A 24,708-nucleotide genomic window follows, 5' to 3' on the forward strand; every position below is an offset into this window, starting at 1 on the left:
TAAATAGTTTTTAAGCTTATAATTATTTGACTATGAAATATTTTATAAAAACTTACGGTTGTCAGATGAACATAAACGATTCTGAGAAAATAAAAGGCATTTTACAAACACAAGGGTATGAGCCTGCCACAAGAGAAGAAGATGCCGATTTGGTTATCTTAAACACATGCACCATAAGGGAAAAACCCGATCAAAAGGTTTGGTCTCACCTTGGAGAGATTAAAAAGTTAAAATCTATAAACCCAAATATAAAAATAGGCGTCTGTGGATGTATGGCCCAAAGAGCTGGGTATGAAATAGCTTCAAAAATGCCTTTTATAGATTTGGTATTTGGCACTAAGAACATACACCATATGCCAAAACTTTTGGAAGATGTGAAAGTTGGCAACAGAGCAATAGAAATATTGGAAGAAGAAGACCCTTCAGAAAACATATTGGACTCTTATCCTACTGTAAGAGACAACAGCTACTGTGCTTATGTCACTATAATGAGAGGCTGTGACAAAGAGTGCACTTACTGCGTGGTACCTTTTACTAGGGGGAAAGAAAGAAGTAGGAATCCTCAAAGCATTTTAGATGAGGTAAAGTCTCTTGTAGATAGTGGTGTTATGGAAATACACCTAATAGGTCAAAATGTTACCGCTTACGGCAAAGATATCGATTACCCTTTTTACAAGCTTTTAGAAAACATATCAAAAATAGAAGGGGTAAAAAGAATAAGATTTACCACAGGTCATCCTATAGATATGACAGACGATATTATAGAGACAATGGCAAACCTTCCAAATATGGTAAACCATTTACACCTTCCGTTTCAAGCAGGCTCAGATAGGATATTAGAGCTTATGAAAAGAAACTATACAAAGGCTTACTATCTAAATAGAATAGAAAAGCTAAAAGCTAAAATAAAAGATATAACTTTCTCTACAGATATCATCATAGGTTTTCCCACAGAAACAGAAGAAGACTTCCAGCATACTTTAGACGTAGTGCAAACTGTTGAGTTTGAGCAAGTATTTTCTTTTAAATATTCGAAACGCCCAAATACACCTGCATACTATATGGAAGATGATTTGACAGACGAAATAAAAACAGATCGGATAAAAAGACTCTTAGAGATTCAAAAAGCAATAACATCAAAGCTTATGCAAAGATACAAAAACACTGTTCAAAAAGTGCTTGTAGAGGATAAAAAAGGAAATACATACATAGGAAGGACTACCACAAACGTATGGTGTAATATCACATCTTCGCAAGATATATTGGGAAAAGAAGTTGAAGTGCTTATCGCAAAGGCTGGCTTTCAAAGTTTAGATGGTGTAGTTCAAAACATCCTTTAAAAGCTTAAACAATACAAAAGCCGTTGTTTGTCTTCTGTTGGTATTGCGATCAGATTTAAATGTATAGTTGTATACAAGAATGTCTTTGTCGGTGCCTATAGCCATATAAGTAAAGCCTTGAGGTTTAAATTCGCTACCCCCAGGACCCGCTATACCACTAACTGCAATTGATATATCAGCATCAGAGTATTCAAGAGCCCCAAGCGCCATTGCCCTTACCACTTCTTCCGAAACTGCCCCGTATCTTTCTATCAGAGTCCTGTTAACGTTTAAAAAATTTACTTTAAAATCGTTAGAGTAGACTACAAAGCCTCCTAAGAATACCGGAGATGAACCAGCTACATTCACAAGGCTTGAGCTTATCATCCCAGCGGTGCAACTTTCAGCACAAACAAGAGTTTTTGATTTGTCTTTCAAAGTTTTTATAACCGTTTCTTCTATGCTTTCGTAAGTATCTGTATATATATAATCTTTGTATTTTTCTTTTAAAAGCCTAAACATTTCGCTTTCCTCTGGAAAAACATCAAATCCAAAAGGTGTTTGTTTTATATAACAATCCTTTATTTGTTCTAGATCTTTATCCAAGTAAAACAATCTAAGTATCAGCGGTTTTTGTCTTACTTCCAAATGTAACAATTTATCCCAATCTAACGGATTGTAGTTTTCCTTGTTTATAATTATATAGTTTTTGGCTTTTGAAGAAATTATATAACCCTTTTCAAATAAATATTTCTGAAGCCTTTCAAGGTAATCATCGTAACAAACAACATCTTCAAAGATAACGTTTATAAAATTCATCTGCTTTGTTCTACTTTATCAGGTTTTATGGCGTAATAAAAGCTTATCCTATCAACTAGTTCTTTAAAGTAAGGAGCAGATACACTACCACCCCAAGCAAGAGCTCCATTTTTAGGATGTGGATCGTATGCAACGATAACAGCAGAAAATCGTGGGTTTGATACCGGGAAAAAGCCTGCAAAAACAGCCACCACTTTTCTCAAAGAGTAATGACCAGTTTTAAAGTTAAATATTTGAGAGGTTCCCGTTTTACCAGCTATTGTAAAATGTTTTGATTTTGCAGCAGTACCAGTACCCTTTTCTACAACTTGCTCTAAAGCGTAGTGAAGCCAATCTATAGTACTTTGCGGATATATATCTTTATGGATCACATCCACATGCTCATGGTATATTACTTGTCCTAATGGATTCACAATCTTTCTTATTATATATGGCTTTAAAAGATTGTCAGTTGCCAATGCCGCATAGCCATTTGCCAAATTCAAAGCGTTTACTGCAATGCCTTGTCCTATTGTAGCAAACATACGATTTATAGGATAATAAAAGTTAGGCAATATACCAGCTTGCTCGCCAGGTATTATATTGTAAGGTTTCACCAGGTGAAATAGATTTACTACATTTTCAGCGTCTTCTCTAGTAAGATGAGAAGCTACTTTCATAGCACATACGTTGCTTGATACAATAAGGATTTGAGACATCGTAAGTATACCGTTGTGTTCTACGTCTGTTACTATATGGCCGTAAAAATCTCCTTTACCACCGTTGGCATTACAAGTTTCTCCTCTGTGGATATAGCCTTTTGCCATGGCATATCCTAAGAAAAAAGGTTTCATCACAGAACCTGGCTCAAAAACATCCGTAACCGCAGAATTTCTCCAATCTCTCTGTGGATAGTTGTAATAATCGTTTGGATCAAAATCTGGATATGTAGCCATACCAAGTATGTTTCCATTCCTCACATCTTCTACCACTATGGCAACTCGTCTTGGATTAAACTCTTTAACTAATTGATTTTTTATATCCTCAACTATAGACTGAACACCCATATCTATAGTTAAATATACGTCGTTTTGGGTACCGGTATCTTGAATGGACAACGGCTTTAAGACCATCTTGCCTTCTTTTGGAGCAAATATCGTCATTACTTCTATTGGTTTACCGCCTAAATATTTGTTTAAAGCGTACTCCATACCATCGAGACCTTTACCATCCCACCCTACAAAGCCTATTAGATTAGAAGCTACGTTGTGATCTGGATAAACCCTCTTAAAATCGCTCTGCACTCCCACGCCTTTAAAGTTGTTGGTATCAAGTATAGCTTGTTCTACAAGCCCTTTGTCAGACTGTGAAACATGTCTTGCTATCCATACAAATCTTTCTTTAGAGTTTAAGGTATTTAATATTTGAAATTGTGGTAATCCCAATATTTTTGAAAGTTTATCAGCTAGTTCTTGTTTGTTTTGTATTAACTTTGGAAATGCATATATAGAAATAGTAGGCAAGCTTATAGCTAAAGGTTGACCGTTTTTATCCAATATAGAACCTCTATAAGAAGTTATCTTTATGATACGTCCTTTTGGAAAATCTGCTAAAACTTTTTTTACGTAGTTTTCACCAGCTATAACCTGTATATAAAAAGCCCTTGCCAATACCAGAAAGTACAATGCAAATATTAAAAATATCACTAGTTTTAATTTCTTCTTAGATTTTGCCGTCAGGCTTTGAGTTTTCATTGGTTAAGAAACGTTATATCGTTCCATGAAACTGGTTGGTAGTTTTTACCTTCAGCAAAGTCTTTAACAGAATAATAATTTATTTTGTTTGTTATATAGGCTTCTAATTCTAGATTTTCAGCCTTTAAATCTTTTATCTTTACTATCATTTTAGCTTGTTTGTAATGCTCGTATTTTACATAACTAGAATAAAGTATATTTAATATCAAAAGCAAAAAACTAACTATCAAAAGCTTCATCCTTCTTTTCATTATAGCATAACTTTGCGCAACGTAACTTTGCTGATCTAGCTCTTTTGTTGTAAAGTAACTCCTCATCAGAAGGTGTTATCGGCTTTTTAGAGCAAACTTTAAGTTTATCAGCGTTGTTTTTGATAAATTCTTTCACAAGCCTATCTTCCAAAGAATGAAATGATATAAAAGCGAATTTAGAGCCCTCTTTTGCAAAATCTAAAAGTTTTGACAGAGCAATCTTTATATCCTCTAATTCGCTGTTTACCTCTATCCTCAAAGCTTGAAACACTTTTGTGGCGGGATTTATTTTGCTATATTTGTATGGATAACAAGATGACACTATATCCACCAACTCTTTTGTGGTCTCTATAGGTTTTTTCTTCCTTTTCTCTACGATAGATCTTGCTATTTTTTTTGACAGTCTTTCTTCACCGTACTTATAAAATATATCAGCTAACTCTTTTTCTTTATAGGTATTTATTACAATATAAGCTGTTTTTTGTTGCCTTTTATCCATTCTCATATCAAGAAAATCTTCCCTTTGAAATGAAAAACCCTCCTCCTCGTCAAGCTGTAAAGACGATACGCCAAAATCAAAAAGGATAGAATCAAAATACAATAAGCCCTCTTCTTTTAGTACAATATCAAAATCTTTAAAAGAACCATGATAAAACACCGCATTAAAACCTTTTAGCTTCTCTTTAGCTATTTCAATGGCATTTTCGTCTTTATCTATGCCTATTAGAAACGTATCCTTGCAAACTTCTAAAAGCGCTTTTGCGTGACCACCAAGACCTAAAGTAGCATCTATATGTATTTTTGGGCAAGGATTTGAAAGAAAATCTGTAACTTCTTTTAAAAGGACACTTTTATGCATTTACCATATTGAATATCGTGTCTAATATTCCTTGGGCAGTAGCATTGTAGTTGTATCCCCCCTCTAACGTAGCTACAACTGGTATATTAAGCTCCTTTGCTGCATCTATGAGTATACTGGTAATCTCTTTTATACTTTGCGAAGTAACTCTCATAGGACCAAGAGGGTCATCTTCGTGTAAATCGTACCCGGCACTTATCAATAGTATGTCTGGTTTAAAAGCTCTAAAACTTCCCAAAAATTTTGTCTGGTACACCTCAATATAAGTTTCATCGCCAGTACCAGCTCTTAGCGGCACATTCAACGTGGTGCCAAAACCTTCTCCAAAACCTCTCTCGTCTGCTGCACCGGTGCCTGGATAAAAAGGGTAGCAATGGGTAGAGAACAAAAACACAGAACCGTCCTCGTAAAAAGTATGCTGTGTACCGTTTGGATGATGCACGTCAAAATCTGCTATATAAACCTTCTTATATCCAAGGTTTTGGGCTTTTCTTGCGCCTATGGCTACGTTGTTAAAAATACAAAAACCCATCGCCTTAGCATATTCAGCGTGATGACCAGGTGGTCTTACCAAGCAAAAAGCAGCTTCTTGTTTAGCGTCTTTTATATCTTCTATAGCCTTTAAAATAGCACCGGCTACCATCATTGCAGCATCGTAGCTATGTTGATAAGCGTAAGTATCTGGGTCTAAATACCCACCACCTTTTTTGCAAAATTCGTATATTTCCTGTATATAGTAAGTGTCATGTATTTTCGATACTTCTTCTACCGTAGCTTTTCTAGGCTTTTCAAAAGATAAAATATTTTTTATGTCAGATTTATAAATATATTCTAAAGCTACTTTCAATCTGTTGGCATTTTCTGGATGTTTTGGTTCGTCATGAAGAAGATATATATCATCATAATACAAAGCTGTTTTCATAGCTTAGCCTCTTTAACACTTTTCCTCTTCCAAAGGTTTATAGACGGCATTTTTTCATAAAAAACATTTTGAAGCTCTGCTATTTGCTTCAAACTCTCCAATCCAAGATCCAGCATAGCTTCAAACTCTTTCCTCGTATAAGTAGCCTCTTCTCCCAAAGAATGTATCTCCACCATCTCGCCATTTCCAGTTGCCACTATAGTCATATCTACAGCGGCATTTGAATCTTCTTCAAAATCAAGGTCAAGCATTAATCGATCGTTTACTATTCCCACAGATACAGCTCCTACCGTATCCCTTATAGGTACAGAGTTTATAAGCTTCTGTTCGTTTAACTTTATTATAGCATCAGTCATAGCTATAAAAGCGCCGACTATTGAAGCGGTTCTTGTACCGCCATCTGCTTGTATAACATCACAATCTATCCATATGGTTCTTTCACCTATTTTTGTAAGGTCGATGACAGCCCTCATAGCCCTTCCTATCATTCTTTGGATCTCGTGTGTTCTTCCGCCTATTTTGCCAGTCACCGATTCTCTCATATTTCTTGTGGCTGTGGCCCTTGGCAACATAGAATATTCTGCCGTTATCCATCCTTGGTTTTTACCTTTTAAAAAAGGTGGCACGCTCTCGGCTATAGACGCTGTACATATTACCCTTGTATTACCAAACTCTACCAAACAAGAGCCCTCCGCATGTATATTGAAGTCTCTTTGAATCCTTATTGGTCTTAATTCGTCAAGTTTTCTATTGTTTTTCCTCATACTTTATATTATAACTCTTTTAGTACTTGTGTAGTAGGAAAATGCCCACCTTTATACAAAAATATATCTATTTTCCCATTCAATTCCTTTGTCTTATAAGCTTCTTGCATAGGTACCACAATGTCATTTTCTCCTTGTATAAGCTTAATAGAAAAATCAAGATTCTTTACAGCTTCCCTCAAGTCAAGGTTTATATATTCTTCAAGTATACTTAAAGCTATATCTTTTATTGGATACTCACCGTTAAACTCAGAATGATAGGCATTCTTTCTAAATTCTCTTATACCTTTGTAAAAATCTTTTTTCATAGTCCTCATAAAAGCCGAAATTGTAATTTTATCATGGGCTTCTTTAAAATAAGGACTAAAGCCTATAAGCTTAAGGCTCGTTACGTTTTTCAAGTGTTGTGTTAACATAATTCCCAAAGAAGCACCCATAGACCAACCTATAATCTCTATACTTTTAAAATCCTTTAGTAACTTACTATAAAAGGCGGCTGCTTCTTCAAGAGAATTTATAGCGTTTCCATGTCCTGGCAATTCTAACTTAAAGTCTTCTTCTTTTGATATACCATTAAATACACTATTGTCAAAGCCCCAACCGTGTATAAACACTCTCACAATTTTTATTATATCAAAATTTTTAGCTTTTATAATAACTTACAATAACTTAATATATTTATACTAATTAAAGTTGAGTAAGATATTATCACAAAGTATTATAAAACACTTGACAAACTGCAAAAAAGTTAATATAATTTTTTATAGAAAAACTTAGAAGGAGGCATGAAGCATGAAGCTAAAACCGATTTACGACAAGATTGTTGTGAAGCGCATGGAAGAAAAGGAACAAAAAACACCATCTGGTATCATTATACCAGATACGGCCAAAGAAAAACCTCAAGTAGGTGAGGTAATAGCAGTAGGTAATGGGAAAGTTCTAAACAACGGTGAAATAAGACCGTTGGCCGTAAATGTAGGTGATAAAGTGCTTTTCAACAAATACGCCGGCACAGAAGTAGAATTGGACGGCGAAAAATATCTTGTAATGGCCGAAGACGAAGTATTAGCTATCATTGAATAATTTAAAAAAAATTTATAGGAGGTAAGTGAAGTATGGCAGCAAAACATGTTATCTATGGAGAAGAAGCAAGGGCAAAATTAAAAGCAGGCGTTGACAAGTTGGCTAATGCCGTTAAAGTCACCCTTGGACCAAAGGGTAGAGAAGTCATCATAGAAAAGAAATGGGGGGTACCAGTAGTTACAAAAGATGGTGTTACTGTAGCTAAAGAAATAGAACTAAAAGACCAATTTGAAAACATAGGAGCCCAACTTGTAAAAGAAGTAGCTTCAAAAACTGCTGATGTAGCAGGTGATGGTACCACTACAGCTACAGTTTTAGCTCAAGCTATATTCACAGAAGGCCTAAAAGCAATAGCTTCTGGTGCAAATCCAATGGATTTAAAAAGAGGTATAGACGAAGCTGTAGCACTTGTCATAGAAGAAGTCAAGAAAGCCTCTATACCTGTTACCAGCAATAAAGAAATAGAACAAGTAGCCACAATATCCGCTAACAACGATCCTGTAATAGGAAAATTGTTGGCTGAAGCTATGGAAAAGGTAGGAAAAGATGGTGTAATAACTGTAGAAGAATCAAAATCCTCTGAAACCACACTTGAAACAGTACAAGGTATGCAATTTGATAGGGGATATCTCTCACCATACTTTATAACCGATGCAGATAAAATGCAAGCAGTATTGGAAAACCCATACATACTAATATTTGAGAAAAAGATAAGCAACATAAAAGAACTTCTACCTGTATTAGAAAACGTAGTAAGAGTCGGTAGATCTTTAGTAATAATAGCTGAAGACGTAGAGGCTGAAGCACTTGCTACTTTAGTAGTAAACACTCTAAAAGGAGTAATAAGGGCGGTAGCTGTAAAAGCACCTGGATTTGGTCAAAGGAGAAAAGACTACTTAGAAGATATAGCTATATTAACTGGTGGTCAAGCTATCACTGAAGATCTCGGTATAAAGTTAGAATCTGTAACTCTTGATATGCTTGGACAAGCCGAAAAAGTGATAGTGGATAAGGAAAATACCACTATAGTAGGTGGAAAGGGCGACAAGAAAAAAGTAGAAGCACGTATAGAGCAAATAAAGAAGCAAATAAAAGAAACCACCTCAGACTACGATAGGGAAAAGCTTCAAGAAAGACTTGCTAAGCTTTCTGGTGGCGTAGCAATTATAAGAGTTGGAGCGGCTACAGAGTCTGAGCTAAAAGAAAAGAAGGCTAGAGTAGAAGATGCGGTACATGCCACAAAAGCTGCTGCTGAAGAAGGTATAGTAGCTGGTGGTGGTACAGCTTTAGCAAAAGCTTCAAGAGTATTAGAAAACTATACAAGCGCCAACAAAGACAGAGAGCTTGGAGTGAAAATTGTGTACAACGCCTGCAAGTATCCTCTAAAACAAATAGCTTATAACGCCGGTTACGAGGGTTCTTTGGTGCTTGAAAAAGTATATGAAGATCAAGACAAGAACTATGGTTTTGACGCCGCCAACGGAGAGTACAAAGATATGGTAAAAGCAGGTATAATAGATCCAACCAAAGTGGTAAGAACCGCTTTACAAAATGCAGCATCTGCAGCCGGAACAATGCTAACCGCTGAAGCTCTTATAGCAGAACTCCCTGAAAAGAAGGAAAAGACACCAACCCCAACAGATATGCCACCAGATTTTGATTAATAAATCTTTAAGGCCTCCCCATTTTGGTGGGGCCTTTATAATCACATATATAAAATTTTTTAAATTTAGAATATTTGATATTACCTTTTCTAAATTTGTAAATATCTTTTAAAAACACCAAAAACCTTGACTCAGAATCTGTATACACATAACCTTCCCATAAAGGTTTTTTACATGGGGTTTCCGTTATTAAAATACCTGGTTTTGAATTTTTAGTAAATTTTTTAATCGTAGCATCAGCATAAAACGGTAGCTGATGGATGAAATACCCTTCATAATAAACCGGTTTATTATCTTTATAAAGCCTTATAACATCGCCCATTTCTTTATATGGTCTATAAGGTTCTATAGATGATAAAACAAAAATAATTAAAACATAGTATATCAAAAGCCCAATACAAAATAGTATCCAAAACATGTATCTAAAGTATTTTTTAGTCATGGCGTTTATACCCACTATAAAACCCATCGCTGGATAAGCTGGTATAAGATATGTTGGAATCTTCATCTTTATCAAGGAAAACACGATAAAAAGTGAAAAAAACCATACACTTGCAAGTTTTATAGTTTTTAGGCTTTTAAGATTAAGAAAAAACAAATAAAGTATAATAGAAAAAGGGGCAAAAGACACTATCGTATCTTTTAAGTAAAAATACCAAGGGTCAGATTCTAAACCGTTTATTCTCTTTATGTTTTCTACATAAAATTTGTGTATAAGAAGCTCTTTGTAAGGTGAATTTAAGACTTCTATATACCAAAGCCCACCTATAAAAAGAGCTATAACAAACGCCATATATAGCTTATAATCTTTTAAAAGCTTAGGATTTTCAAACACAATATACCAAAAGCCCACAAAACCCACTATCAGAACCCCCACAGGACCTTTGGTAAGCATAGCCAAAGAAGACATAACGATACTCACGATAAGATATATAAGCTTTTGGCTTTTAAGATAAAAATAAAGAAAATATATAGAGCTACTTATGAAAAAGCAAAACAGTACTTCGGGAGAAGCGTACCTTGTGTTTGATACAAACTCAAGAGCCGTACCTGTGGCAATAGCGCCGTATAACCCAAGGTTTTTTGTGATTTTTTCACCAAAGTAATAAGTAAATAAAACACAAAAAGCCCCGGCAAGGGCGGAGGGTAATCTCAGAGAAAAGCTTGAAACCCCAAACATTTTAAAAGATAACGCTATAAGCCAGTATAAAAGGGGTGGTTTGGCAAGCCTTATATGGTCGTTGTAGATGGGAACTAGATAATTGCCAGTTTTCAACATGTTTAAAGCAGCATCTGCATAAAAAGACTCGTTGGGAGCAAACACTTGATTTGTGCCCAGGTTTACAAAATAAAGTGCTATTACTAAAAAAAGCAAAAGATAATGCCTACGCGATGTCAAATAATCCATCGTTGCTAGGACTAAACAATCTCCTATAAAGCTTAAGCGCAAAGTTATCGGTCATTCCAGCTATGTAATCACAGGCAAGGCGAAAGCGCATTTTTTCATCATGATCACAGTTATTTATATCCCACATATATTTAAAATCATCTGGATAATATTTCTTAGCATCTTTTTGGGATAAAAGTCCGAAAAGCTCTTTAATAACAAAACTCAATTTATGTCTTAGCTGTTCTAGTCTGTAATCGTTTATAAAAAGCTCTTTGCTTATATTTTTCAATATAACAACTTCCCACTTCGCCTCTTCATCTACTTTAAGCTTATAGTCATATCTTTGAGTATTAGGTCTTCTTTTGTCGTTTTGTTCTATCTTTGTAGCATTTATAAACTTATGTATTCTAAAGGATGTAAAAGACTTTAAAAGTTTTTTTCTTTCAAAAGCCCCAGCTTTTTGGATTTTATAAAGCTCTTCTTGAAAGTCTTCCAACGTTTTTTCTGCAAAACTTTTGTCTATATTTGACGCTTTTGCATCTTCTAAAATCTTTTGTCCTATTTTGTCAATAACTATAGAGTTTATTAAAGAAAGCCTTACTCCATCTTCTATATCGTGTACCGAATACGCTATATCATCTGCCCAATCCATAATTTGGGTCTCTATAGGGACTTGAGCATCTTGATAATAAGGGTCTATAAATTCTAACTCCATTTCATTTTCTTTATACAAGCCTTTTTTATTTTCCTTTGTTAAAAAGCCTTTATACTTTATTACACCATCTAAAACTGCCCTTGTTAAATTCAACCCATAGCTTTTGTCGTCTTTTAAGGTTTTTATCTCAAGATAAGTAAGTATCCTTATATTTTGAGCGTTTGATTCAAACAAACCATGCTCTTTCATCAACTCTCTCAAAGTCTGTTCACCAGAATGGCCCAGCGGTGGATGACCTATGTCGTGTGCCAAAGATATCGCTTCTACAATAGTACTATCAATACCATGTTTTATTGCCATGCCTTTTGATATCTGGGCTACTTCAAGACTATGCGTCAATCTTGTCCTATAAAAATCAAGATAGCCAGGGCTCATTATTTGAGTTTTTCCTTGGAGTCTTCTAAAAGCTGAAGAATGTATAATTCTTGCTCTATCCCGCTCAAAATCGCTTCTTACATCAGTATCTTTCTTTTTCTGTATAAACTCATCTTCTTTCAAAATCCTTTCTTTATCAAAATCGTTATAGCCAATCATAGATATTATATATCTTAACATATTAAATATATATAAATTGTGTATAATCTTATCTATGAGCATAGAAGATATAGCTTTTGATGAAAAAGGTCTTATACCAGTAATAGCGCAAGACGCTTTTAGTGGCGAGATAAGAATGTTAGCTTACGCAAACAAAGAAGCTATCAAAAAAACGATAGAGACAGGCTACGCACATTACTTTTCTCGTTCAAGAAATAGCATATGGAAAAAGGGAGAGACTTCCGGAGAACTCCAAGAGGTGCTTGAGATAAGGCTTGATTGCGATAACGACACACTTATATATATGATAAAACAACACAAAGATATCGCTTGCCATACAGGTAATAGAAATTGCTTTTTTAAGGCTTTTGATAAAGAAAAACCTTCTTTGATGCCCTTTGAGATATTGCCATTTCTAGAAAGACTTATAAAAGATAGAATATCAAATCCAGTAGAAAGCTCATACACTTCTAAGCTTATAAAAGAAGGACTTGATAGAATAGTGCAAAAAGTAGGCGAAGAGGCTATAGAGAGCGTTATAGCTTTTAAAAACCAAGATAAAAAAGAGATTGCTTATGAATTGGCAGACTTAATTTATCATATTTTGGTGGGTATAAAATACTCCAATATGTCCTTTGAGGATGTAGAATTTGAACTTATAAGAAGACATAAATCATAGCAACTAAGCTATCTTAACCTTAGATTAAGATTATCAATTTTAAGGAGGCTTTTATGGAAGCAACTACTTTAGTTTTTACAGTTTCAGAATTGGCTTCTCAGGAAATAGCTAAAATAGCAGCTGAGAACAACATTGAAAATCCTATGCTTAGAATTAGGGTTGTGCCAGGTGGATGTTCTGGTTTCCAATACGCTATGGGGTTTGATGATAGCGTAGAAGAGACAGACATCGTATTGGAATCAAATGGCACAAAAATCATAATAGATCAATTTTCTGTGCCTTATATAAACGGTGCAGAGCTTGACTATGTCCAAGATTTTATGGGCGGCGGTTTTACCATTAAAAATCCAAACAATTTTGGTGACGGTTGTGGCAGCTGCGGCTCTGGTGGTTGCGGTTCACACTAATTAAAATATTTCTGTCCCAAGCCTGCATAGAGCAGGCTTGTTTTTTCATGAAAAGTTAGTTATTATAAACTTATATATATTTCACAATATCTTCATAGTAGTTTCATTTATTTCTCATGCGCTTATATTATGATCTTCTAATGAAAAAAATAATCGTTGCTTTTGGGATATTAAATGGTTTGGCTTTTTCTAAAAGCCTTAGAAACGAGGTTTATATAAACCTGTTTGCTGGAAGATTACCAGGCATAAGAAGCGTCACGCTAAGACCAGAGCTAAATCTTGGCTATAAGCTTCACTGGGGAATAAAAAGATTTGATGTTGATTTTAAAGCAGATGGATATTACGGATCTGCTGATACAGGGAGCGGCACACAAAGGAATAAACTTCTACAGTTAAACTTAAAAACTGTTGGCTTATACAACTTCTACGAAGATAAACATTCAAAAATTGGTATTGGGCTTTTTGCAAAAGATTATCAACCGTTAACATCTTTCGAACCCTCTATAACACCATCTCAAGTCATTCAATACGGAGCTGAAGAAAAAGAGATACCAACCAACGACAATTACAACTTTGGTTCAAGATTAAGAGCAAAATACGACTATAAGAAGATAGTTTCTTCGGTTTTTACCGATATCTATTTTTATGGTAACAGAGTGGCACCAAACTTAGTGCCATACGCTCCCTTACTTAGCATAGGCACAAAAGACAAACTGCTTCTCATAGGAGATGTAAACAACCCAAAACTAGCTTTAAACCTTGATATGAGGTTTTATTTTGAAAGAAAGTATGGCAACAAAATATTTACCTCCCACGATGGGCTTGCTGGTACAAAAAGAGAATTTGATCTAACAGTGGGGGCTATGTACTATATTACCAAAAATCTTGATTTTCACGTAGATACTTACGGCTTTAACAACCTAAATAGAGGAAATTCCTCTACACTACCAAGTGGATTTAAAGACGGTGTTTATGCTGGTTTTGGCTATAAGTTTTAAGGCTTTTCTTATAAATTTTCTTGTAAAAGCACATAAAAACTCTCTCCCATGCTAAGTATTAGGTTTTTAAGTCTGGAGCATCTTTCGATGGAGTATGCATCCTCCTCCTGGCATACTTCTTCTATGGTCTTTATAAAATAAGGGATGTCCATAAGGAACTCCCTTTGCCTTTTTAAAAAAATGTTTTTAAAACCAAAATACTCTCCTATTTTTTGAAGCATAGAAAAATCCACCATGTACGTGATGTCAAATATCTCATCTGAGTATATATTTTGGACAATTTTTGAGTTTTTATAACCTCTTATCGTGTTTTTATGAGGCGATGTTTTGTACCCATAGTCTATACTAAGTATATACCCTTTTCTTAAAAGCTTTGATATTTTTTGATATATGTAAAAACTATCTATGGGCAATTCGTAATAAGCGTTATCTAAATTTAGTATATCGATAAGAATTTTGGTATCCTCATGAGGCTCTTGCCATATTTCTTTTGGTGGTTCTATGTAAAGCTCCTTTTTATCTTTTATGGGGGCTATACCTAAAGCGTCGAAAAATTCGTTCGACAGCACTATGCCCTCAAAAGGCTCTAACATGCTAAGATCATCTATCCAAATTACATTTTTACATTTGAGGTTTTGTTTTTGGATGTTGGTTAATCTTTGGCTTGTCTCATATATTATATAAGGAATGTTTAAAACATCCAATATATCTTTAGCCATAATGCCGTTTCCAGCCCCAAGCTCCAATATCTTAGGATTATCAAAAGCACTTATATAATCTTTTATAAAGTAAGCTATGCTTTTTCCAAAAGTCTCATCAAGTTCTGGTGATGTGAAAAAATCTCCTTTTCCTATTTTGGGGTTTGTAGAATAATAGTTTTGGGCTTTTTGTATAAAAAAATCGTAAAAACGTTTCATGCTAAAATTATACATCATGATAATAATGGAAATGACAAAAGAGTATATAGATGAAGTTATAGAGATAAACAATTTATCTTTTACCACAGATGCTTGGAACGAGCAAGGATTTTACAGAGAGTTTAATTTAGATTATTCAAAAAAATGGGTGGGCTTGGAAGATGGTAAGGTAATAGCCTATGCGATATTTTGGTGTCATGGTACAGAAGCTTTTATGATGACATTTGCAATACACCCAGAGTATAGATCAAAAGGAATAGCTTTTAAATTTTTGACAGAGGTTTTCGAGCTCTTAAAAAAAGAAAATATAAACTATGTAGAGCTTGATGTCAGAAAATCAAACTTACCAGCCATAAAATTGTATAAAAAGCTTGGATTTTCTATCGAAAGGGAGCGCACTGGTTTTTACTCAGATGGGGAAAACGCTTTTGTAATGTCAAAAAAGTTATAAGTTATAGTCTTATTCAAAAAAGATAGTTTTTAAACTTATTAAAATTTGCTATGGCTTGGGCTAACCCAAGCCTCTTTTCGCTAGCTATTTCTATTATGTAGTTTAAAATCCTTAAAGATTCCTCTATATCTTCTTTTGACTCTTTGGAAACATCTAAGTTAGCCAACTCTTCCAAACAAGTTCTAGCTTTATCGTACTCATCGGTTTGAACGTACAACTCACACTGAAGGAGCAGCTTTTTCAGTGGCGACTGATTTTGATCCATATTCTCTCCTTTCTAGTTCTTCCCAAGCTTGTTTAACACCAGATAACATCATAATCATATTTTGAAGAAGCTCTTTATCGTTTTTTTGATTGGCTATCAAAAGACCTTCTAATATCACCCTGTAAAAGTTTGATAAATCTTTAGCCACTTGCCCGCCTTTTTCAAAGTTAAGCGAATCATGAAGTATAGCGACAGCTTCAGTAGCCTTGGTGATATATTCACATTTCTTTATCAAGTTGTCTACATTATCAAGACCTGCATCTATCGCTTCTATAGCAAGCTCCATAAACTCTATAGCTTTGTCATAAGCTATAATAATAAGTTGCAAAGGGTTTGCGCTGAAAAGCATATTCTCTACATAGCTGTCCTTCAAATCTTGATACATAATTTACCTCCTTTATCCTAAAAGTGTTTGAAGTTTTGTTATTTCAGCACTAGAACTTGCCATTACAGCCTCTACCTGTGAAAACTGAAGTTGAAGTTGTTGCTGTTGTAAAAGCAAAGATTGCTGCATTTGATATATCTGATTCTCTGTATATGCATAATTTGAAGATATGTTGTTTTCTTCTGTCATCAAAGCCCCGTTTGGAGAAATAATATTCATTATAGCCTGGCTCAAACTGCTTACAAAAGCAGTTACAGAGTTGAGTACGGTCTGAGAGCTAGTGCTCAGTAAATTTTGAAAGCTATTGGAATCAAACTGCAATTGCCCTGTTTGATAGTTATAGTTTACAACCCCTAAATTTTCTAATGGCTGAACTACACTAAGGAGTTGAGTTTTTAAGTTTGTTAGCATAAAATTGCCCATAAAATCGCCTGGAACTATAAAAGGATTTGCGGAGGTCAAAGAATTTTGAGAAGGATAAGTGCCAGGTTTTTCTGTAAGAACATTTATAGGTGTTAAGATGTTGTTTACCTCGTTTATAAGATTTGATACGTTGTTCGCTACTTGTGACGTGTCCTGAGATATGCTAAGAATTACAGACCCAGTCCCAGAAAGATTTAACGTAACTCCACTTATTACGTTTTGAATCTGATTTATATTTGATGTAACACTAGCCCCACCAAAATTTATAACAGCGTTTTGAGCGTTTTGTATATAGTTTTGGGTAAATATACCTGCGCTATCTTGAGCCACTATCACATGCTGAGTAGTGGAAGGAGATGTTGTGAAAGTAGAAGCCCCTTGTTTTTCTGCAAGCATAAGACTATATGTATTGCCATTATAAAATATTGAGGCAGTTACATCGGATCCAGCGGTATTATTTATTTCATTTACTATATCTTGTAACGTGTTTGTACCATTGTACGTAATATTAAATTCTTGAACACCTGGGGTAGTAGCACTTAAATTGTTGTCGGTGATACCTGAAGAAGATGTATTTGATCTAAAAAATAAGCTTATAGTACCGCTTTGACCAAGCTGTGTGTTTGCAGATGAAAAGCTTCCTAATAACGATATTTCTGGTTGTGCCAGTTGTTGAACAGTGATGTTGTATGTACCAGGAACAGTATTAGGTGTAGCTATTGCATTTAAAACATACGAGTTTGAACTTATAGCTGTCATAGAACCTGTTATGGGATTTAATACAAACCCCATCATTGTGGAAAATACAGACATTGATTGATTGTATATGTAGTTTATCTCTTGCATTTGATTTTGCATATAAGCTGCTTGTTGGCTAAGTGATAAAAGCGGTAAACTACTAGATGACATAACAGCGGCCAAAATACTACCACTGTTAAATAGATTTGAAAATCCAGACAAAGCTATTCCAGCCATATTTTATACCTTCTTACTTACAATAATACCCACTAAATTGTTAATAGCCTCTGCTATTCTTAGCATATATTCTGGTGGAATCTCTTTTATTACTTGGTTAGTCTTGTTGTCTATTATTTTTATAACTAAGCTATCTGCTTTTTTATCCAACGTAATGTTAAGATGTGTGTTTAGATAAGATAAATTTTTAGTGAGTTGCTCTATTGCTTTTTGAATTTGCTTTTCTAAATTATCTCTACTTGTATTGCTATAATCTATGCTTTTTTCATCTTGTAGATTTTGTGTATTGGTGGTATTTTGATCGCCTTGAGATTGAGGAGCTGTCCTAGGTTGACTCGTTTGAGTATTTTGTATAGTTTGATTATTTAACTGATTTGCCAACACACTATCTAAACCTCCAAGTTCAAGCGGCGTCATAACAAAAACCTCCAAGCTTTTCTTATAAATAACATATTGCTATTTCACCATTTTTCAATGATATTATTATCGGCAATTCTTATAAAATTTTTAGCTTCTTCTATTTTTATCGTTTGTTCCTCATAAGGCTTTATTTTAATAAAAATTCCCTGCAGACCTTTTTCAACATGCTTTATAGTATTTATCTCATATATTAGGTTGTCATTTTTTATAACATCGTTTTTTTCCAACACGTCCCAAAGGGTTTTCAACATGTTGTCTATATCTCTTCTTCTTTTATCTGGTAAAAATATAATAGCTTCAACAGACACTTTACAAGAAAATGGTTCTTTAAACTTTAGCTTTTTTAGTTGTAAACTTATCTCCCAAGAAGCCTTTGTCTCCCAAGACGAAATCTTCCAAGGTTTAAATACAGCTCCGCCCTTTTGCCTTATATATCTGTTTGCTTTTCCCTTTGGAGGCTCTGAAATAAATAGATACAGCGTATCATCTTCCATGATAAAATAATATACTATGTTTGCACCTTTATCAATACTAAGCGAATACGTGGAAATAGAGGACGCTCAATATGTAGCTGATAAACTTTCTATATCTGGCACTGAGACTACGTTAAAAAGATTTGGTACTGATATAAAAAACGTAAAGGTCGGTGAAATCTTATCTATACAAAAGCCTGAAAATTTCAATCTATGTAAAGTATTTTTAGGGGATACCACTATCGATGTAATAACAAGCGCTTCCAATGTTTACGTGGGTGCTAAAGTACCAGTAGCTGTAAAAGGAGCTACTATAGACGGTAAAACCATAGATACAAAAACCTTTAAAGGTTTTGAATCTCAAGGTATGCTTTTGTCAGCCTCAGAGCTTGGCTTGGATGATATAGAAGAAGGTATCCTGATACTAGGTAACAACGTTGAAGTAGGCAAAGATGTAGCGTCTTTACTTGATTTTGGAGAATATGTGTTAGAATGCGAGATTACACCAAATAGAGGAGATTTACTTTCTATAGTCGGCATCTCAAGAGAGATAAGCGCCATCACAAACAAACCGTTTAATTTCAACATAGAACAAGGCTTACCAGAAAAAATAGATATAGATATATCAATTGAGACTCAAGGATGCTATAGATATATAGGTAGCATTGTAGAAGGTTTATCTGTTAAAAGCTCAAAACTTTGGCTTAAAAAAGCTCTTTGGAAAATGGGTCTTAAAACTATTTCCAACGTTGTGGACATAACAAACTACGTTATGATGATGTTAGGACAACCTCTTCATGCTTTTGATAAAGACAAAATCGGGGATAAGATTATTATAAGGCAGGCAAAACAAAAGGAAAAGCTTACAGCTTTAGATAAAAAAGAATATGAACTTGATGAGTCTATCATGGTTATAGCAAACGACAAAGGGCCGATAGCTTTGGCTGGTGTTATAGGTGGATTAGATAGCTCTATATCTTATGACACAAAAAACATACTTTTAGAATCTGCTCTTTTTGATCCAATTTTCGTAAGAAAAGCCTCAAAGACTCTAAAGTTATCAACAGATGCCTCTTACAGGTTTGAAAGAGGTGTAGATATAGATATGGCTTTAAAAGCTTCTGTTTTTGCTTTAAAACTCATAGAGAAAGAAGCTGGTGGCAAAGTGGTAGGTTATAATGAAGTAATAAGAGAAACATTGCCTGTTAAAAAGTTCTTCTTACCCATGAACGACTATGTAAGATATACTGCCCTTAACTTTGAAAAAGAAAAAATATCAGAAATAATAAACAAACTTGGTATTCCCAACAAGCCTATGAGATGTGGTATAGAGTTTGAAGCTCCGTCTCACCGATACTACGATATTGACTCTTCCATAGACCTTATAGAAGAAATTGTAAGAATAACAGATTTTAACTCCTTTGAAATAGAACCATTAACACTCTTACCAAAGCCAAGCGATAAGAAAGAATATATATACGAAATAAAGAACAAATTGGTAGCCACCGGATTGAAAGAAGTAATAAATTTAAGCTTCGACAAAATAGAAGACTACGAAGCTCTTGGCTTAGAAAAACCCACTATAGAAATCAAAAACCCCATACTACCTTCTTTTAGGTTTTTAAGAAGATACCTAACGCCATCTATGATAAGATTGGCAGATCAAAATGTTAAAAAGCACATATACGATTTTGCTACATTTGAAATATCTAATATCTTTAAAGAAGATTCTCAACCTACAAGTATATGCATATTGTTAAGAGGACACAAGAGAATATACCCTAAAACAAAATGGAATATAAACCATATAAAGGAGATAGTAAAAACTATAAACAAAGATATTATGTTTGGTTTTTCTAGTTTGCCATTCCTTCATCCTTATCAACAGGGAAGCTTAACATTTGACAATAAAGATATAGGATTTTTTGGCGTTTTAAAAAGCGATATACTTCAAGATACAATTATATGTGAGTTTGAAATTCCTAATAAAGCAAAATATCATGATATAAAAGAAATATCTAAATATCCACCGATAGTTAGAGACATATCACTGATAATGAGCATTGATTTTGATGTTCAAAAGCTTATTATTCTCATAAGAGAGTTTTTTGGAAGCATGTTAGAGAATGTTTTAGTATTTGATTTTTATAAAGGAGAGCAAATAGAAGAAAATAAGAAGAGCGTAGGTCTAAGACTTAGTTTAAGGGCCCTTGATAGAAGTTTAGAAGATGAAGAAGTAAATGTTCTAATAGAAAAGCTATTAGGACACCTTAAAGAAGAGGGTATAGAGCTTAGATTTGTTTAGTTTAAATAAAAGCCTGCCCTACTCGTTAGTGTGAAGATATTTTTGGGGCCTACATGTGAGCTATTAGGGAGCTCGGAAGTTCAGGGGCGTCTCACAGTAGACCCTCTGACAGGGCGCCCACCTAAAAATAGGAGGCCCGCATGTATGTTTGCACGACGGTAGGGTGGGTAATAAACCCTTCTTGTCTTTCTTCTTTTGCCTCCTAATTATGGAGGTATATGTCAAAAAAGGAATTACGAAGTATTTTTTTGAAAAGACGCGACATGCTCTCTGAGGAAGAAGTATGCAATGCTTCCTTAGAGATAGCAAAGAACCTTTTGCAAGATAGAGATTTTAAAAGGGCTAAGTCTGTGATGGTTTATCTTCCCATAAGAAAAGAGGTAAATCCGTTTATTGATATAAGTATATATGAAGGGAAAATTATTTCTTTACCAAAAATTGTTAACGATACCCTTGTGCCTTGTATTTACAGAAGCCCTTTTGTGAAATCCATTTACAATACTTTAGAACCAGAAGAGTGCCAGGAAACGAGTATAGATCTTTGTTTGGTACCTGGAGTTTGCTTTGATAAACATCTTTACCGTGTAGGTTTTGGTAAGGGTTTTTACGATAGGTTTTTATCGGCAAATAAAAACATATTTTCTATAGGTATATGTTATGATTTTCAAATTGTTGACTCTATAGAGAAAGACCCTTTTGATGTAAAACTTAACAAAATCATTTCTGAAAATTATGTAATAGAAGGAGGTAATTACCAATGGAAACTGTCGTTATAGGTATCTTATCCATTTTAGTATTGGTATTGTCTGGTTTTGGATTTTTAGCTTTTAAAAAGCTAAGCGAAAAACAAGTGGTGAATCTACCAAACACATCCGAAGAGTCAAAAATCCTATTAGAAGAAGCTAAAAGACAGGCAGATGCCATACTAGAAGAAGCTAAGAAACAGCTAGAGTATTCAAAAGAACTGGCAGAAAGAGAAGCATCCAAGTACATGGAGTTTATCAAGAAAGAAAACGAAAAGTTAGGGAAAGAAAAAGAAGCCATCAAAAAAGAGCTAGAGCTTAGAAAAGAAGAGTTAGAGAAAGACTACATTAGGAAACAAGAAGAACTTTCTTCAAAAGAGCAATCTCTTTTACAAAGAGAGAGAAGCTTAGAGTCCAAAGAGATAAACCTAGAAAGAAAGCTACAAAGCCTTGAGAAAAAAGAAGAGGAGCTTTACGCAAAAGAAAGGGAACTAAGAGAACTAGAAAAAGCTCTTCAAAAGAGAGAAAAAGAGATAGAGCAGCAGTATAAAAACGTGGAAACCATTAAAAGCGAAATAGAAGAACTTAAAAACAAGGAACTTCTAGAACTCCAAAGAATAGCATCTTTAACTAAAGAAGAGGCTTACCAAGAGATATTAAGAAAAGCCGAAGAAGAGGCTAAGATAGAAAGTATAAGGATAGCAAAAGCCATAGAAGAAAAGGCAAAAGAAGAGGCTGAAAGGGAAGCGAAAAGAATTATCACCACATCTATTCAAAGGCTATCCCCAGAAATAGCAATAAATTACAGCACGTCTACTATAGAGCTACCAAGCAACGAATTTAAAGGACGTATCATAGGAAGGGAAGGAAGAAATATAAGAGCTTTTGAAATATTAACAGGTGTTGATATTATAATAGACGATACCCCAGATACCGTTACGCTTTCATCTTTTGACCCTATGAGAAGAGAGATAGCCAAACAAGCCCTTGGAAAACTTATAATTGATGGCAGAATACACCCAGCTCGTATAGAGGAGGTTGTAGAAGAAGTTAAAAAAGAAATGGACAACAACATTAGAAAGCTAGGTGAAGAAACTGTTATGGAGTTAGGCATCCACGATATGAACCCAGGACTTTATTATTACATAGGTAAACTTTACTACAGGACATCTTATTCGCAAAACGTATTGCTCCATTCAAAAGAGGTAGCAACGATAGCTGGGCTCATGGCTGCTGAACTAGGTTTAAACGAAAAAGCTGCTAAAAGAGCTGGACTTTTGCACGATATAGGGAAAGCCATATCAAACGAAATGGGTGGTTCTCACACAGACATAGGTATAGAATTGTGCAAAAAGTATAAAGAGCCTGACTATGTTTTAAACGCCATAAAAGCGCATCACGAAGAAGAGCCTGTTAAATATCCAGAGGTAGCTTTAGTATGTGCAGCAGATGCTCTTTCCGCAGCAAGGCCAGGAGCAAGAAGGGAATCTCTAGAGGCTTATATTAAAAGGTTAGAAAAACTTGAAGAGATTGTGAAAAGTTTTCCAGGTGTATCAAACGTATATGCTATGCAAGCCGGCAGAGAAGTAAGGGTTATAGTATCCCCTTCTGAACTCACAGATGAACAAGCTTACGATATGTCTAAGAAGATTGCCAAGAAGATAGAAGAAGAAATGGATTATCCTGGCAACATAAAGGTTGTAGTTATAAGAGAAAATAGGTTTGTAGAGTATGCAAGATGATTTTTGTTGTATAGCTTTTAGAAAAAATAGTTTTATATTTAACTGTAGGAGTGTTTTATGTACAAAAATACTAAGATAGATTTTAACCTTATAAAAAAGTATGATAAACCAGGTCCAAGATACACTAGCTATCCTACAGCGGTAGAGTTTAAGCCTCTGTCCTCTGAGGTTTACAAAAAAGAACTAGAAGATATATTGCACGACGAAAGACCTCTTTCTTTATATATTCATATACCTTTCTGTGAAAATGCGTGTTGGTTTTGCGGATGTAACGTAATAATTTCTCATAGAACAGATGTGGCAAAACCATATCTTAACTATCTCTTTAAAGAAGTTGATATGCTAAAAGATGTTTTGAAAGATTATAAGAAAATTGACCAGTTTCACATAGGCGGGGGCACTCCAAACTTTCTAGATAATGAAGATTTCTACAATATGATGTCCTTTATCAAAGACAGATTTGATTTTACAGAAGAGCCTGAGGTATCAATAGAAATAGACCCGCGTCATATAGATTACAAAAAACTAAAACTCTATAAAGAACTTGGATTCAACAGAATTAGTATGGGGATACAAGACTTTGATAGAAATGTGCAAGAACGCATAAACAGAGTGCAAGATGAAGAGCTTTTAAAAAATGTAATTTACGATATAAGGAGTTTAGGTTATAAAAGCTTAAACATAGACCTTATGTATGGATTACCGGGCCAAACGGTTGATACCTTTAAAAGCACCATAGAAAAAACGATAGAATTTTCTCCAGATAGGGTAGCAGTTTTTAATTTTGCATATGTGCCTTGGCTAAAACCGCTTCAACGCAAAATTGATGCTACAACTCTGCCAGAAGCATCAATAAAACTTGATATGTTAAAGTTAGCGATAGAGTTGTTTGAAGCCAGTGATTACGCTTTTATAGGTATGGATCACTTTGCAAAAAAAACAGACGATCTTTATTTAGCCCAAAAGCATAGAAAACTTTGGAGAAACTTCCAAGGTTATACCACCAGAAAAGGCGTTCATCTAATAGGAATTGGTGCCACATCTATAGGCATGTTAGACAAAGCTTATTTCCAGAATCATAAAACCTTAAGAGATTACTATAGCGCTTTAGATAAAGGCGTTTTTCCTATTATGAGAGGGTATATCTTAAACCAAGACGATATAATAAGAAGAGAAGTGATAATGGACATTATGTGTAATCTTTACGTAGATAAAAAGGATATAGCTTCTAGATTTAGCATAGACTTTGATTTATATTTTGAAAAAGAGCTTTTAGAGCTAGAAGAACTAGAAGAAGATGGTCTTATTAGCATAAATGAGGATAAGATAGAGGTAAACCCAGAAGGCAGGCTATTGATAAGAAATATAGCTATAGTTTTTGATGTATATTCAAAAGCCAAAGAAAAACCAACATTTTCTAGGACCATATAAAAAAGATAAAAAATTTTAGAGAAATTTTTATATTATTATGC

Annotated in this window: 26 protein-coding genes and 1 other RNA gene; 12 read left to right on the forward strand and 15 right to left on the reverse strand. The window is 34.5% G+C overall.

Features of this window, described 5'->3' with window-relative positions; genetic code table 11:
• The first annotated feature begins 32 nt into the window (after nt 1-32).
• Nucleotides 33-1,340 carry a tRNA (N6-isopentenyl adenosine(37)-C2)-methylthiotransferase MiaB gene (gene miaB / locus HY04AAS1_RS04310; protein WP_012513894.1) on the forward strand — a complete coding sequence of 436 codons (1,308 nt, stop codon included), beginning with the start codon at nt 33-35 and terminating at the stop codon, nt 1,338-1,340.
• Here miaB and HY04AAS1_RS04315 read toward each other — a convergent pair.
• The 7 genes from HY04AAS1_RS04315 to HY04AAS1_RS04345 are packed head-to-tail and all read right to left on the reverse strand — an operon-like array spanning nt 1,311 to nt 7,287.
• Nucleotides 1,311-2,138, reverse strand: a complete 828-nt coding sequence (locus HY04AAS1_RS04315; RefSeq protein ID WP_012513895.1) for a CinA family protein — start codon at nt 2,136-2,138, stop codon at nt 1,311-1,313. The two genes, miaB and HY04AAS1_RS04315, sit on opposite strands and share 30 nt — an antisense overlap.
• Nucleotides 2,135-3,871, reverse strand: a complete 1,737-nt coding sequence (locus HY04AAS1_RS04320) for a penicillin-binding protein 2 (RefSeq protein ID WP_012513896.1) — start codon at nt 3,869-3,871, stop codon at nt 2,135-2,137. The genes HY04AAS1_RS04315 and HY04AAS1_RS04320 overlap by 4 nt, the downstream gene beginning before the upstream one ends.
• The gene (locus HY04AAS1_RS04325; protein ID WP_012513897.1) at nt 3,868-4,110 is read right to left on the reverse strand and encodes a hypothetical protein; all 243 of its coding nucleotides are present in this window, start codon (nt 4,108-4,110) and stop codon (nt 3,868-3,870) included. Before HY04AAS1_RS04325 ends, HY04AAS1_RS04320 begins: the two co-directional genes overlap by 4 nt.
• Nucleotides 4,091-4,981, reverse strand: coding sequence for a 16S rRNA (cytosine(1402)-N(4))-methyltransferase RsmH (gene rsmH / locus HY04AAS1_RS04330; RefSeq protein ID WP_012513898.1), 891 nt, complete (start codon nt 4,979-4,981; stop codon nt 4,091-4,093). The genes HY04AAS1_RS04325 and rsmH overlap by 20 nt, the downstream gene beginning before the upstream one ends.
• Nucleotides 4,974-5,903: a histone deacetylase gene (locus HY04AAS1_RS04335; protein ID WP_012513899.1), complete on the reverse strand. Its 930-nt coding sequence runs from the start codon at nt 5,901-5,903 to the stop codon at nt 4,974-4,976. Before HY04AAS1_RS04335 ends, rsmH begins: the two co-directional genes overlap by 8 nt.
• Entirely contained in the window at nt 5,900-6,667 is a 768-nt protein-coding gene (gene rph / locus HY04AAS1_RS04340) for a ribonuclease PH (RefSeq protein WP_012513900.1), read from the reverse strand. Before rph ends, HY04AAS1_RS04335 begins: the two co-directional genes overlap by 4 nt.
• Before the next feature lie 8 nt (nt 6,668-6,675).
• Nucleotides 6,676-7,287: an alpha/beta hydrolase gene (locus tag HY04AAS1_RS04345; RefSeq protein ID WP_012513901.1), complete on the reverse strand. Its 612-nt coding sequence runs from the start codon at nt 7,285-7,287 to the stop codon at nt 6,676-6,678.
• Between the two features lie 172 nt (nt 7,288-7,459).
• Between HY04AAS1_RS04345 and groES the strand changes: the two genes are divergently transcribed.
• Both groES and groL read left to right on the forward strand, forming a co-directional pair.
• Nucleotides 7,460-7,750 (forward strand): co-chaperone GroES, encoded by a 291-nt coding sequence (gene groES, locus HY04AAS1_RS04350; protein WP_012513902.1) that lies wholly within the window; start codon nt 7,460-7,462, stop codon nt 7,748-7,750.
• Nucleotides 7,751-7,782: 32 nt separating this feature from the next.
• Nucleotides 7,783-9,414, forward strand: coding sequence for a chaperonin GroEL (gene groL, locus HY04AAS1_RS04355; protein ID WP_012513903.1), 1,632 nt, complete (start codon nt 7,783-7,785; stop codon nt 9,412-9,414).
• Between the two features lie 7 nt (nt 9,415-9,421).
• Here the strand turns inward: groL and HY04AAS1_RS04360 are convergent, their stop codons facing one another.
• Nucleotides 9,422-10,789 (reverse strand): glycosyltransferase family 39 protein, encoded by a 1,368-nt coding sequence (locus HY04AAS1_RS04360; RefSeq protein ID WP_337954057.1) that lies wholly within the window; start codon nt 10,787-10,789, stop codon nt 9,422-9,424.
• A gap of 10 nt (nt 10,790-10,799) precedes the next feature.
• Complete coding sequence (gene dgt, locus HY04AAS1_RS04365) at nt 10,800-12,053, reverse strand: dGTP triphosphohydrolase (protein ID WP_041308169.1); 1,254 nt, start codon at nt 12,051-12,053, stop codon at nt 10,800-10,802.
• A 55-nt stretch (nt 12,054-12,108) separates the two neighbouring features.
• Between dgt and hisIE the strand changes: the two genes are divergently transcribed.
• From hisIE to HY04AAS1_RS04380, 3 genes are all read left to right on the forward strand, one after another.
• Nucleotides 12,109-12,732: a bifunctional phosphoribosyl-AMP cyclohydrolase/phosphoribosyl-ATP diphosphatase HisIE gene (hisIE, locus tag HY04AAS1_RS04370; RefSeq protein ID WP_012513906.1), complete on the forward strand. Its 624-nt coding sequence runs from the start codon at nt 12,109-12,111 to the stop codon at nt 12,730-12,732.
• Nucleotides 12,733-12,785: 53 nt separating this feature from the next.
• Nucleotides 12,786-13,139 carry an iron-sulfur cluster assembly accessory protein gene (locus tag HY04AAS1_RS04375; protein ID WP_012513907.1) on the forward strand — a complete coding sequence of 118 codons (354 nt, stop codon included), beginning with the start codon at nt 12,786-12,788 and terminating at the stop codon, nt 13,137-13,139.
• Between the two features lie 140 nt (nt 13,140-13,279).
• Nucleotides 13,280-14,137 carry a hypothetical protein gene (locus HY04AAS1_RS04380; protein ID WP_012513908.1) on the forward strand — a complete coding sequence of 286 codons (858 nt, stop codon included), beginning with the start codon at nt 13,280-13,282 and terminating at the stop codon, nt 14,135-14,137.
• An 8-nt stretch (nt 14,138-14,145) separates the two neighbouring features.
• Here HY04AAS1_RS04380 and HY04AAS1_RS04385 read toward each other — a convergent pair whose 3' ends face one another.
• On the reverse strand, nt 14,146-15,054 hold the full coding sequence (locus HY04AAS1_RS04385; RefSeq protein WP_012513909.1) for an SAM-dependent methyltransferase: 909 nt from the start codon (nt 15,052-15,054) through the stop codon (nt 14,146-14,148).
• A 16-nt stretch (nt 15,055-15,070) separates the two neighbouring features.
• Here HY04AAS1_RS04385 and rimI point away from each other — a divergent pair, with 16 nt between their 5' ends.
• The gene (gene rimI, locus HY04AAS1_RS04390; RefSeq protein ID WP_012513910.1) at nt 15,071-15,505 is read left to right on the forward strand and encodes a ribosomal protein S18-alanine N-acetyltransferase; all 435 of its coding nucleotides are present in this window, start codon (nt 15,071-15,073) and stop codon (nt 15,503-15,505) included.
• 13 nt (nt 15,506-15,518) lie between these two features.
• Here rimI and HY04AAS1_RS04395 read toward each other — a convergent pair whose 3' ends face one another.
• Genes HY04AAS1_RS04395 through HY04AAS1_RS04415 form a run of 5 tightly spaced genes read right to left on the reverse strand, consistent with a single transcriptional unit; the run spans nt 15,519 to nt 18,467 of the window.
• The gene (locus HY04AAS1_RS04395) at nt 15,519-15,770 is read right to left on the reverse strand and encodes a hypothetical protein (protein WP_012513911.1); all 252 of its coding nucleotides are present in this window, start codon (nt 15,768-15,770) and stop codon (nt 15,519-15,521) included.
• Nucleotides 15,724-16,155, reverse strand: coding sequence for a flagellar export chaperone FliS (locus HY04AAS1_RS04400; RefSeq protein ID WP_012513912.1), 432 nt, complete (start codon nt 16,153-16,155; stop codon nt 15,724-15,726). The genes HY04AAS1_RS04395 and HY04AAS1_RS04400 overlap by 47 nt, the downstream gene beginning before the upstream one ends.
• Before the next feature lie 12 nt (nt 16,156-16,167).
• Nucleotides 16,168-17,553, reverse strand: a complete 1,386-nt coding sequence (gene fliD / locus HY04AAS1_RS04405; protein WP_012513913.1) for a flagellar filament capping protein FliD — start codon at nt 17,551-17,553, stop codon at nt 16,168-16,170.
• A gap of 3 nt (nt 17,554-17,556) precedes the next feature.
• On the reverse strand, nt 17,557-17,970 hold the full coding sequence (locus HY04AAS1_RS04410) for a flagellar protein FlaG (RefSeq protein WP_012513914.1): 414 nt from the start codon (nt 17,968-17,970) through the stop codon (nt 17,557-17,559).
• A 44-nt stretch (nt 17,971-18,014) separates the two neighbouring features.
• Nucleotides 18,015-18,467: a RusA family crossover junction endodeoxyribonuclease gene (locus tag HY04AAS1_RS04415; protein WP_012513915.1), complete on the reverse strand. Its 453-nt coding sequence runs from the start codon at nt 18,465-18,467 to the stop codon at nt 18,015-18,017.
• 16 nt (nt 18,468-18,483) lie between these two features.
• Between HY04AAS1_RS04415 and pheT the strand changes: the two genes are divergently transcribed.
• From pheT to hemN, 5 genes are all read left to right on the forward strand, one after another.
• Entirely contained in the window at nt 18,484-20,751 is a 2,268-nt protein-coding gene (gene pheT, locus HY04AAS1_RS04420) for a phenylalanine--tRNA ligase subunit beta (RefSeq protein ID WP_012513916.1), read from the forward strand.
• A gap of 7 nt (nt 20,752-20,758) precedes the next feature.
• Nucleotides 20,759-20,925: non-coding RNA, 6S RNA (gene ssrS / locus HY04AAS1_RS08365), on the forward strand.
• A 44-nt stretch (nt 20,926-20,969) separates the two neighbouring features.
• Nucleotides 20,970-21,527, forward strand: a complete 558-nt coding sequence (locus HY04AAS1_RS04425; protein ID WP_012513917.1) for a 5-formyltetrahydrofolate cyclo-ligase — start codon at nt 20,970-20,972, stop codon at nt 21,525-21,527.
• Entirely contained in the window at nt 21,509-23,236 is a 1,728-nt protein-coding gene (rny, locus tag HY04AAS1_RS04430) for a ribonuclease Y (protein ID WP_012513918.1), read from the forward strand. Before HY04AAS1_RS04425 ends, rny begins: the two co-directional genes overlap by 19 nt.
• A 57-nt stretch (nt 23,237-23,293) precedes the next feature.
• The gene (hemN, locus tag HY04AAS1_RS04435; protein WP_012513919.1) at nt 23,294-24,667 is read left to right on the forward strand and encodes an oxygen-independent coproporphyrinogen III oxidase; all 1,374 of its coding nucleotides are present in this window, start codon (nt 23,294-23,296) and stop codon (nt 24,665-24,667) included.
• Nucleotides 24,668-24,708: the final 41 nt, after the last annotated feature.

The organism is Hydrogenobaculum sp. Y04AAS1, assembly GCF_000020785.1.
Classification (GTDB): domain Bacteria; phylum Aquificota; class Aquificia; order Aquificales; family Aquificaceae; genus Hydrogenobaculum.

What these genes read in the sequence shown, in the direction of transcription:
- groL (WP_012513903.1), top strand. Translation starts at nt 7,783, where the DNA reads ATGGCAGCAAAACATGTTATCTATGGAGAAGAAGCAAGGGCAAAATTA.
- HY04AAS1_RS04380 (WP_012513908.1), top strand. Translation starts at nt 13,280, where the DNA reads ATGAAAAAAATAATCGTTGCTTTTGGGATATTAAATGGTTTGGCTTTT.
- hemN (WP_012513919.1), top strand. Translation starts at nt 23,294, where the DNA reads ATGTACAAAAATACTAAGATAGATTTTAACCTTATAAAAAAGTATGAT.
- fliD (WP_012513913.1), bottom strand. Translation starts at nt 17,553, where the DNA reads ATGGCTGGAATAGCTTTGTCTGGATTTTCAAATCTATTTAACAGTGGT.
- HY04AAS1_RS04425 (WP_012513917.1), top strand. Translation starts at nt 20,970, where the DNA reads ATGTCAAAAAAGGAATTACGAAGTATTTTTTTGAAAAGACGCGACATG.
- HY04AAS1_RS04395 (WP_012513911.1), bottom strand. Translation starts at nt 15,770, where the DNA reads ATGGATCAAAATCAGTCGCCACTGAAAAAGCTGCTCCTTCAGTGTGAG.
- HY04AAS1_RS04415 (WP_012513915.1), bottom strand. Translation starts at nt 18,467, where the DNA reads ATGGAAGATGATACGCTGTATCTATTTATTTCAGAGCCTCCAAAGGGA.
- miaB (WP_012513894.1), top strand. Translation starts at nt 33, where the DNA reads ATGAAATATTTTATAAAAACTTACGGTTGTCAGATGAACATAAACGAT.
- HY04AAS1_RS04325 (WP_012513897.1), bottom strand. Translation starts at nt 4,110, where the DNA reads ATGAAGCTTTTGATAGTTAGTTTTTTGCTTTTGATATTAAATATACTT.
- rsmH (WP_012513898.1), bottom strand. Translation starts at nt 4,981, where the DNA reads ATGCATAAAAGTGTCCTTTTAAAAGAAGTTACAGATTTTCTTTCAAAT.
- rny (WP_012513918.1), top strand. Translation starts at nt 21,509, where the DNA reads ATGGAAACTGTCGTTATAGGTATCTTATCCATTTTAGTATTGGTATTG.
- rimI (WP_012513910.1), top strand. Translation starts at nt 15,071, where the DNA reads ATGATAATAATGGAAATGACAAAAGAGTATATAGATGAAGTTATAGAG.
- groES (WP_012513902.1), top strand. Translation starts at nt 7,460, where the DNA reads ATGAAGCTAAAACCGATTTACGACAAGATTGTTGTGAAGCGCATGGAA.
- pheT (WP_012513916.1), top strand. Translation starts at nt 18,484, where the DNA reads ATGTTTGCACCTTTATCAATACTAAGCGAATACGTGGAAATAGAGGAC.
- HY04AAS1_RS04400 (WP_012513912.1), bottom strand. Translation starts at nt 16,155, where the DNA reads ATGTATCAAGATTTGAAGGACAGCTATGTAGAGAATATGCTTTTCAGC.
- HY04AAS1_RS04385 (WP_012513909.1), bottom strand. Translation starts at nt 15,054, where the DNA reads ATGAAACGTTTTTACGATTTTTTTATACAAAAAGCCCAAAACTATTAT.
- HY04AAS1_RS04335 (WP_012513899.1), bottom strand. Translation starts at nt 5,903, where the DNA reads ATGAAAACAGCTTTGTATTATGATGATATATATCTTCTTCATGACGAA.
- HY04AAS1_RS04320 (WP_012513896.1), bottom strand. Translation starts at nt 3,871, where the DNA reads ATGAAAACTCAAAGCCTGACGGCAAAATCTAAGAAGAAATTAAAACTA.
- HY04AAS1_RS04410 (WP_012513914.1), bottom strand. Translation starts at nt 17,970, where the DNA reads ATGACGCCGCTTGAACTTGGAGGTTTAGATAGTGTGTTGGCAAATCAG.
- HY04AAS1_RS04315 (WP_012513895.1), bottom strand. Translation starts at nt 2,138, where the DNA reads ATGAATTTTATAAACGTTATCTTTGAAGATGTTGTTTGTTACGATGAT.
- HY04AAS1_RS04375 (WP_012513907.1), top strand. Translation starts at nt 12,786, where the DNA reads ATGGAAGCAACTACTTTAGTTTTTACAGTTTCAGAATTGGCTTCTCAG.
- dgt (WP_041308169.1), bottom strand. Translation starts at nt 12,053, where the DNA reads ATGATTGGCTATAACGATTTTGATAAAGAAAGGATTTTGAAAGAAGAT.
- rph (WP_012513900.1), bottom strand. Translation starts at nt 6,667, where the DNA reads ATGAGGAAAAACAATAGAAAACTTGACGAATTAAGACCAATAAGGATT.
- hisIE (WP_012513906.1), top strand. Translation starts at nt 12,109, where the DNA reads ATGAGCATAGAAGATATAGCTTTTGATGAAAAAGGTCTTATACCAGTA.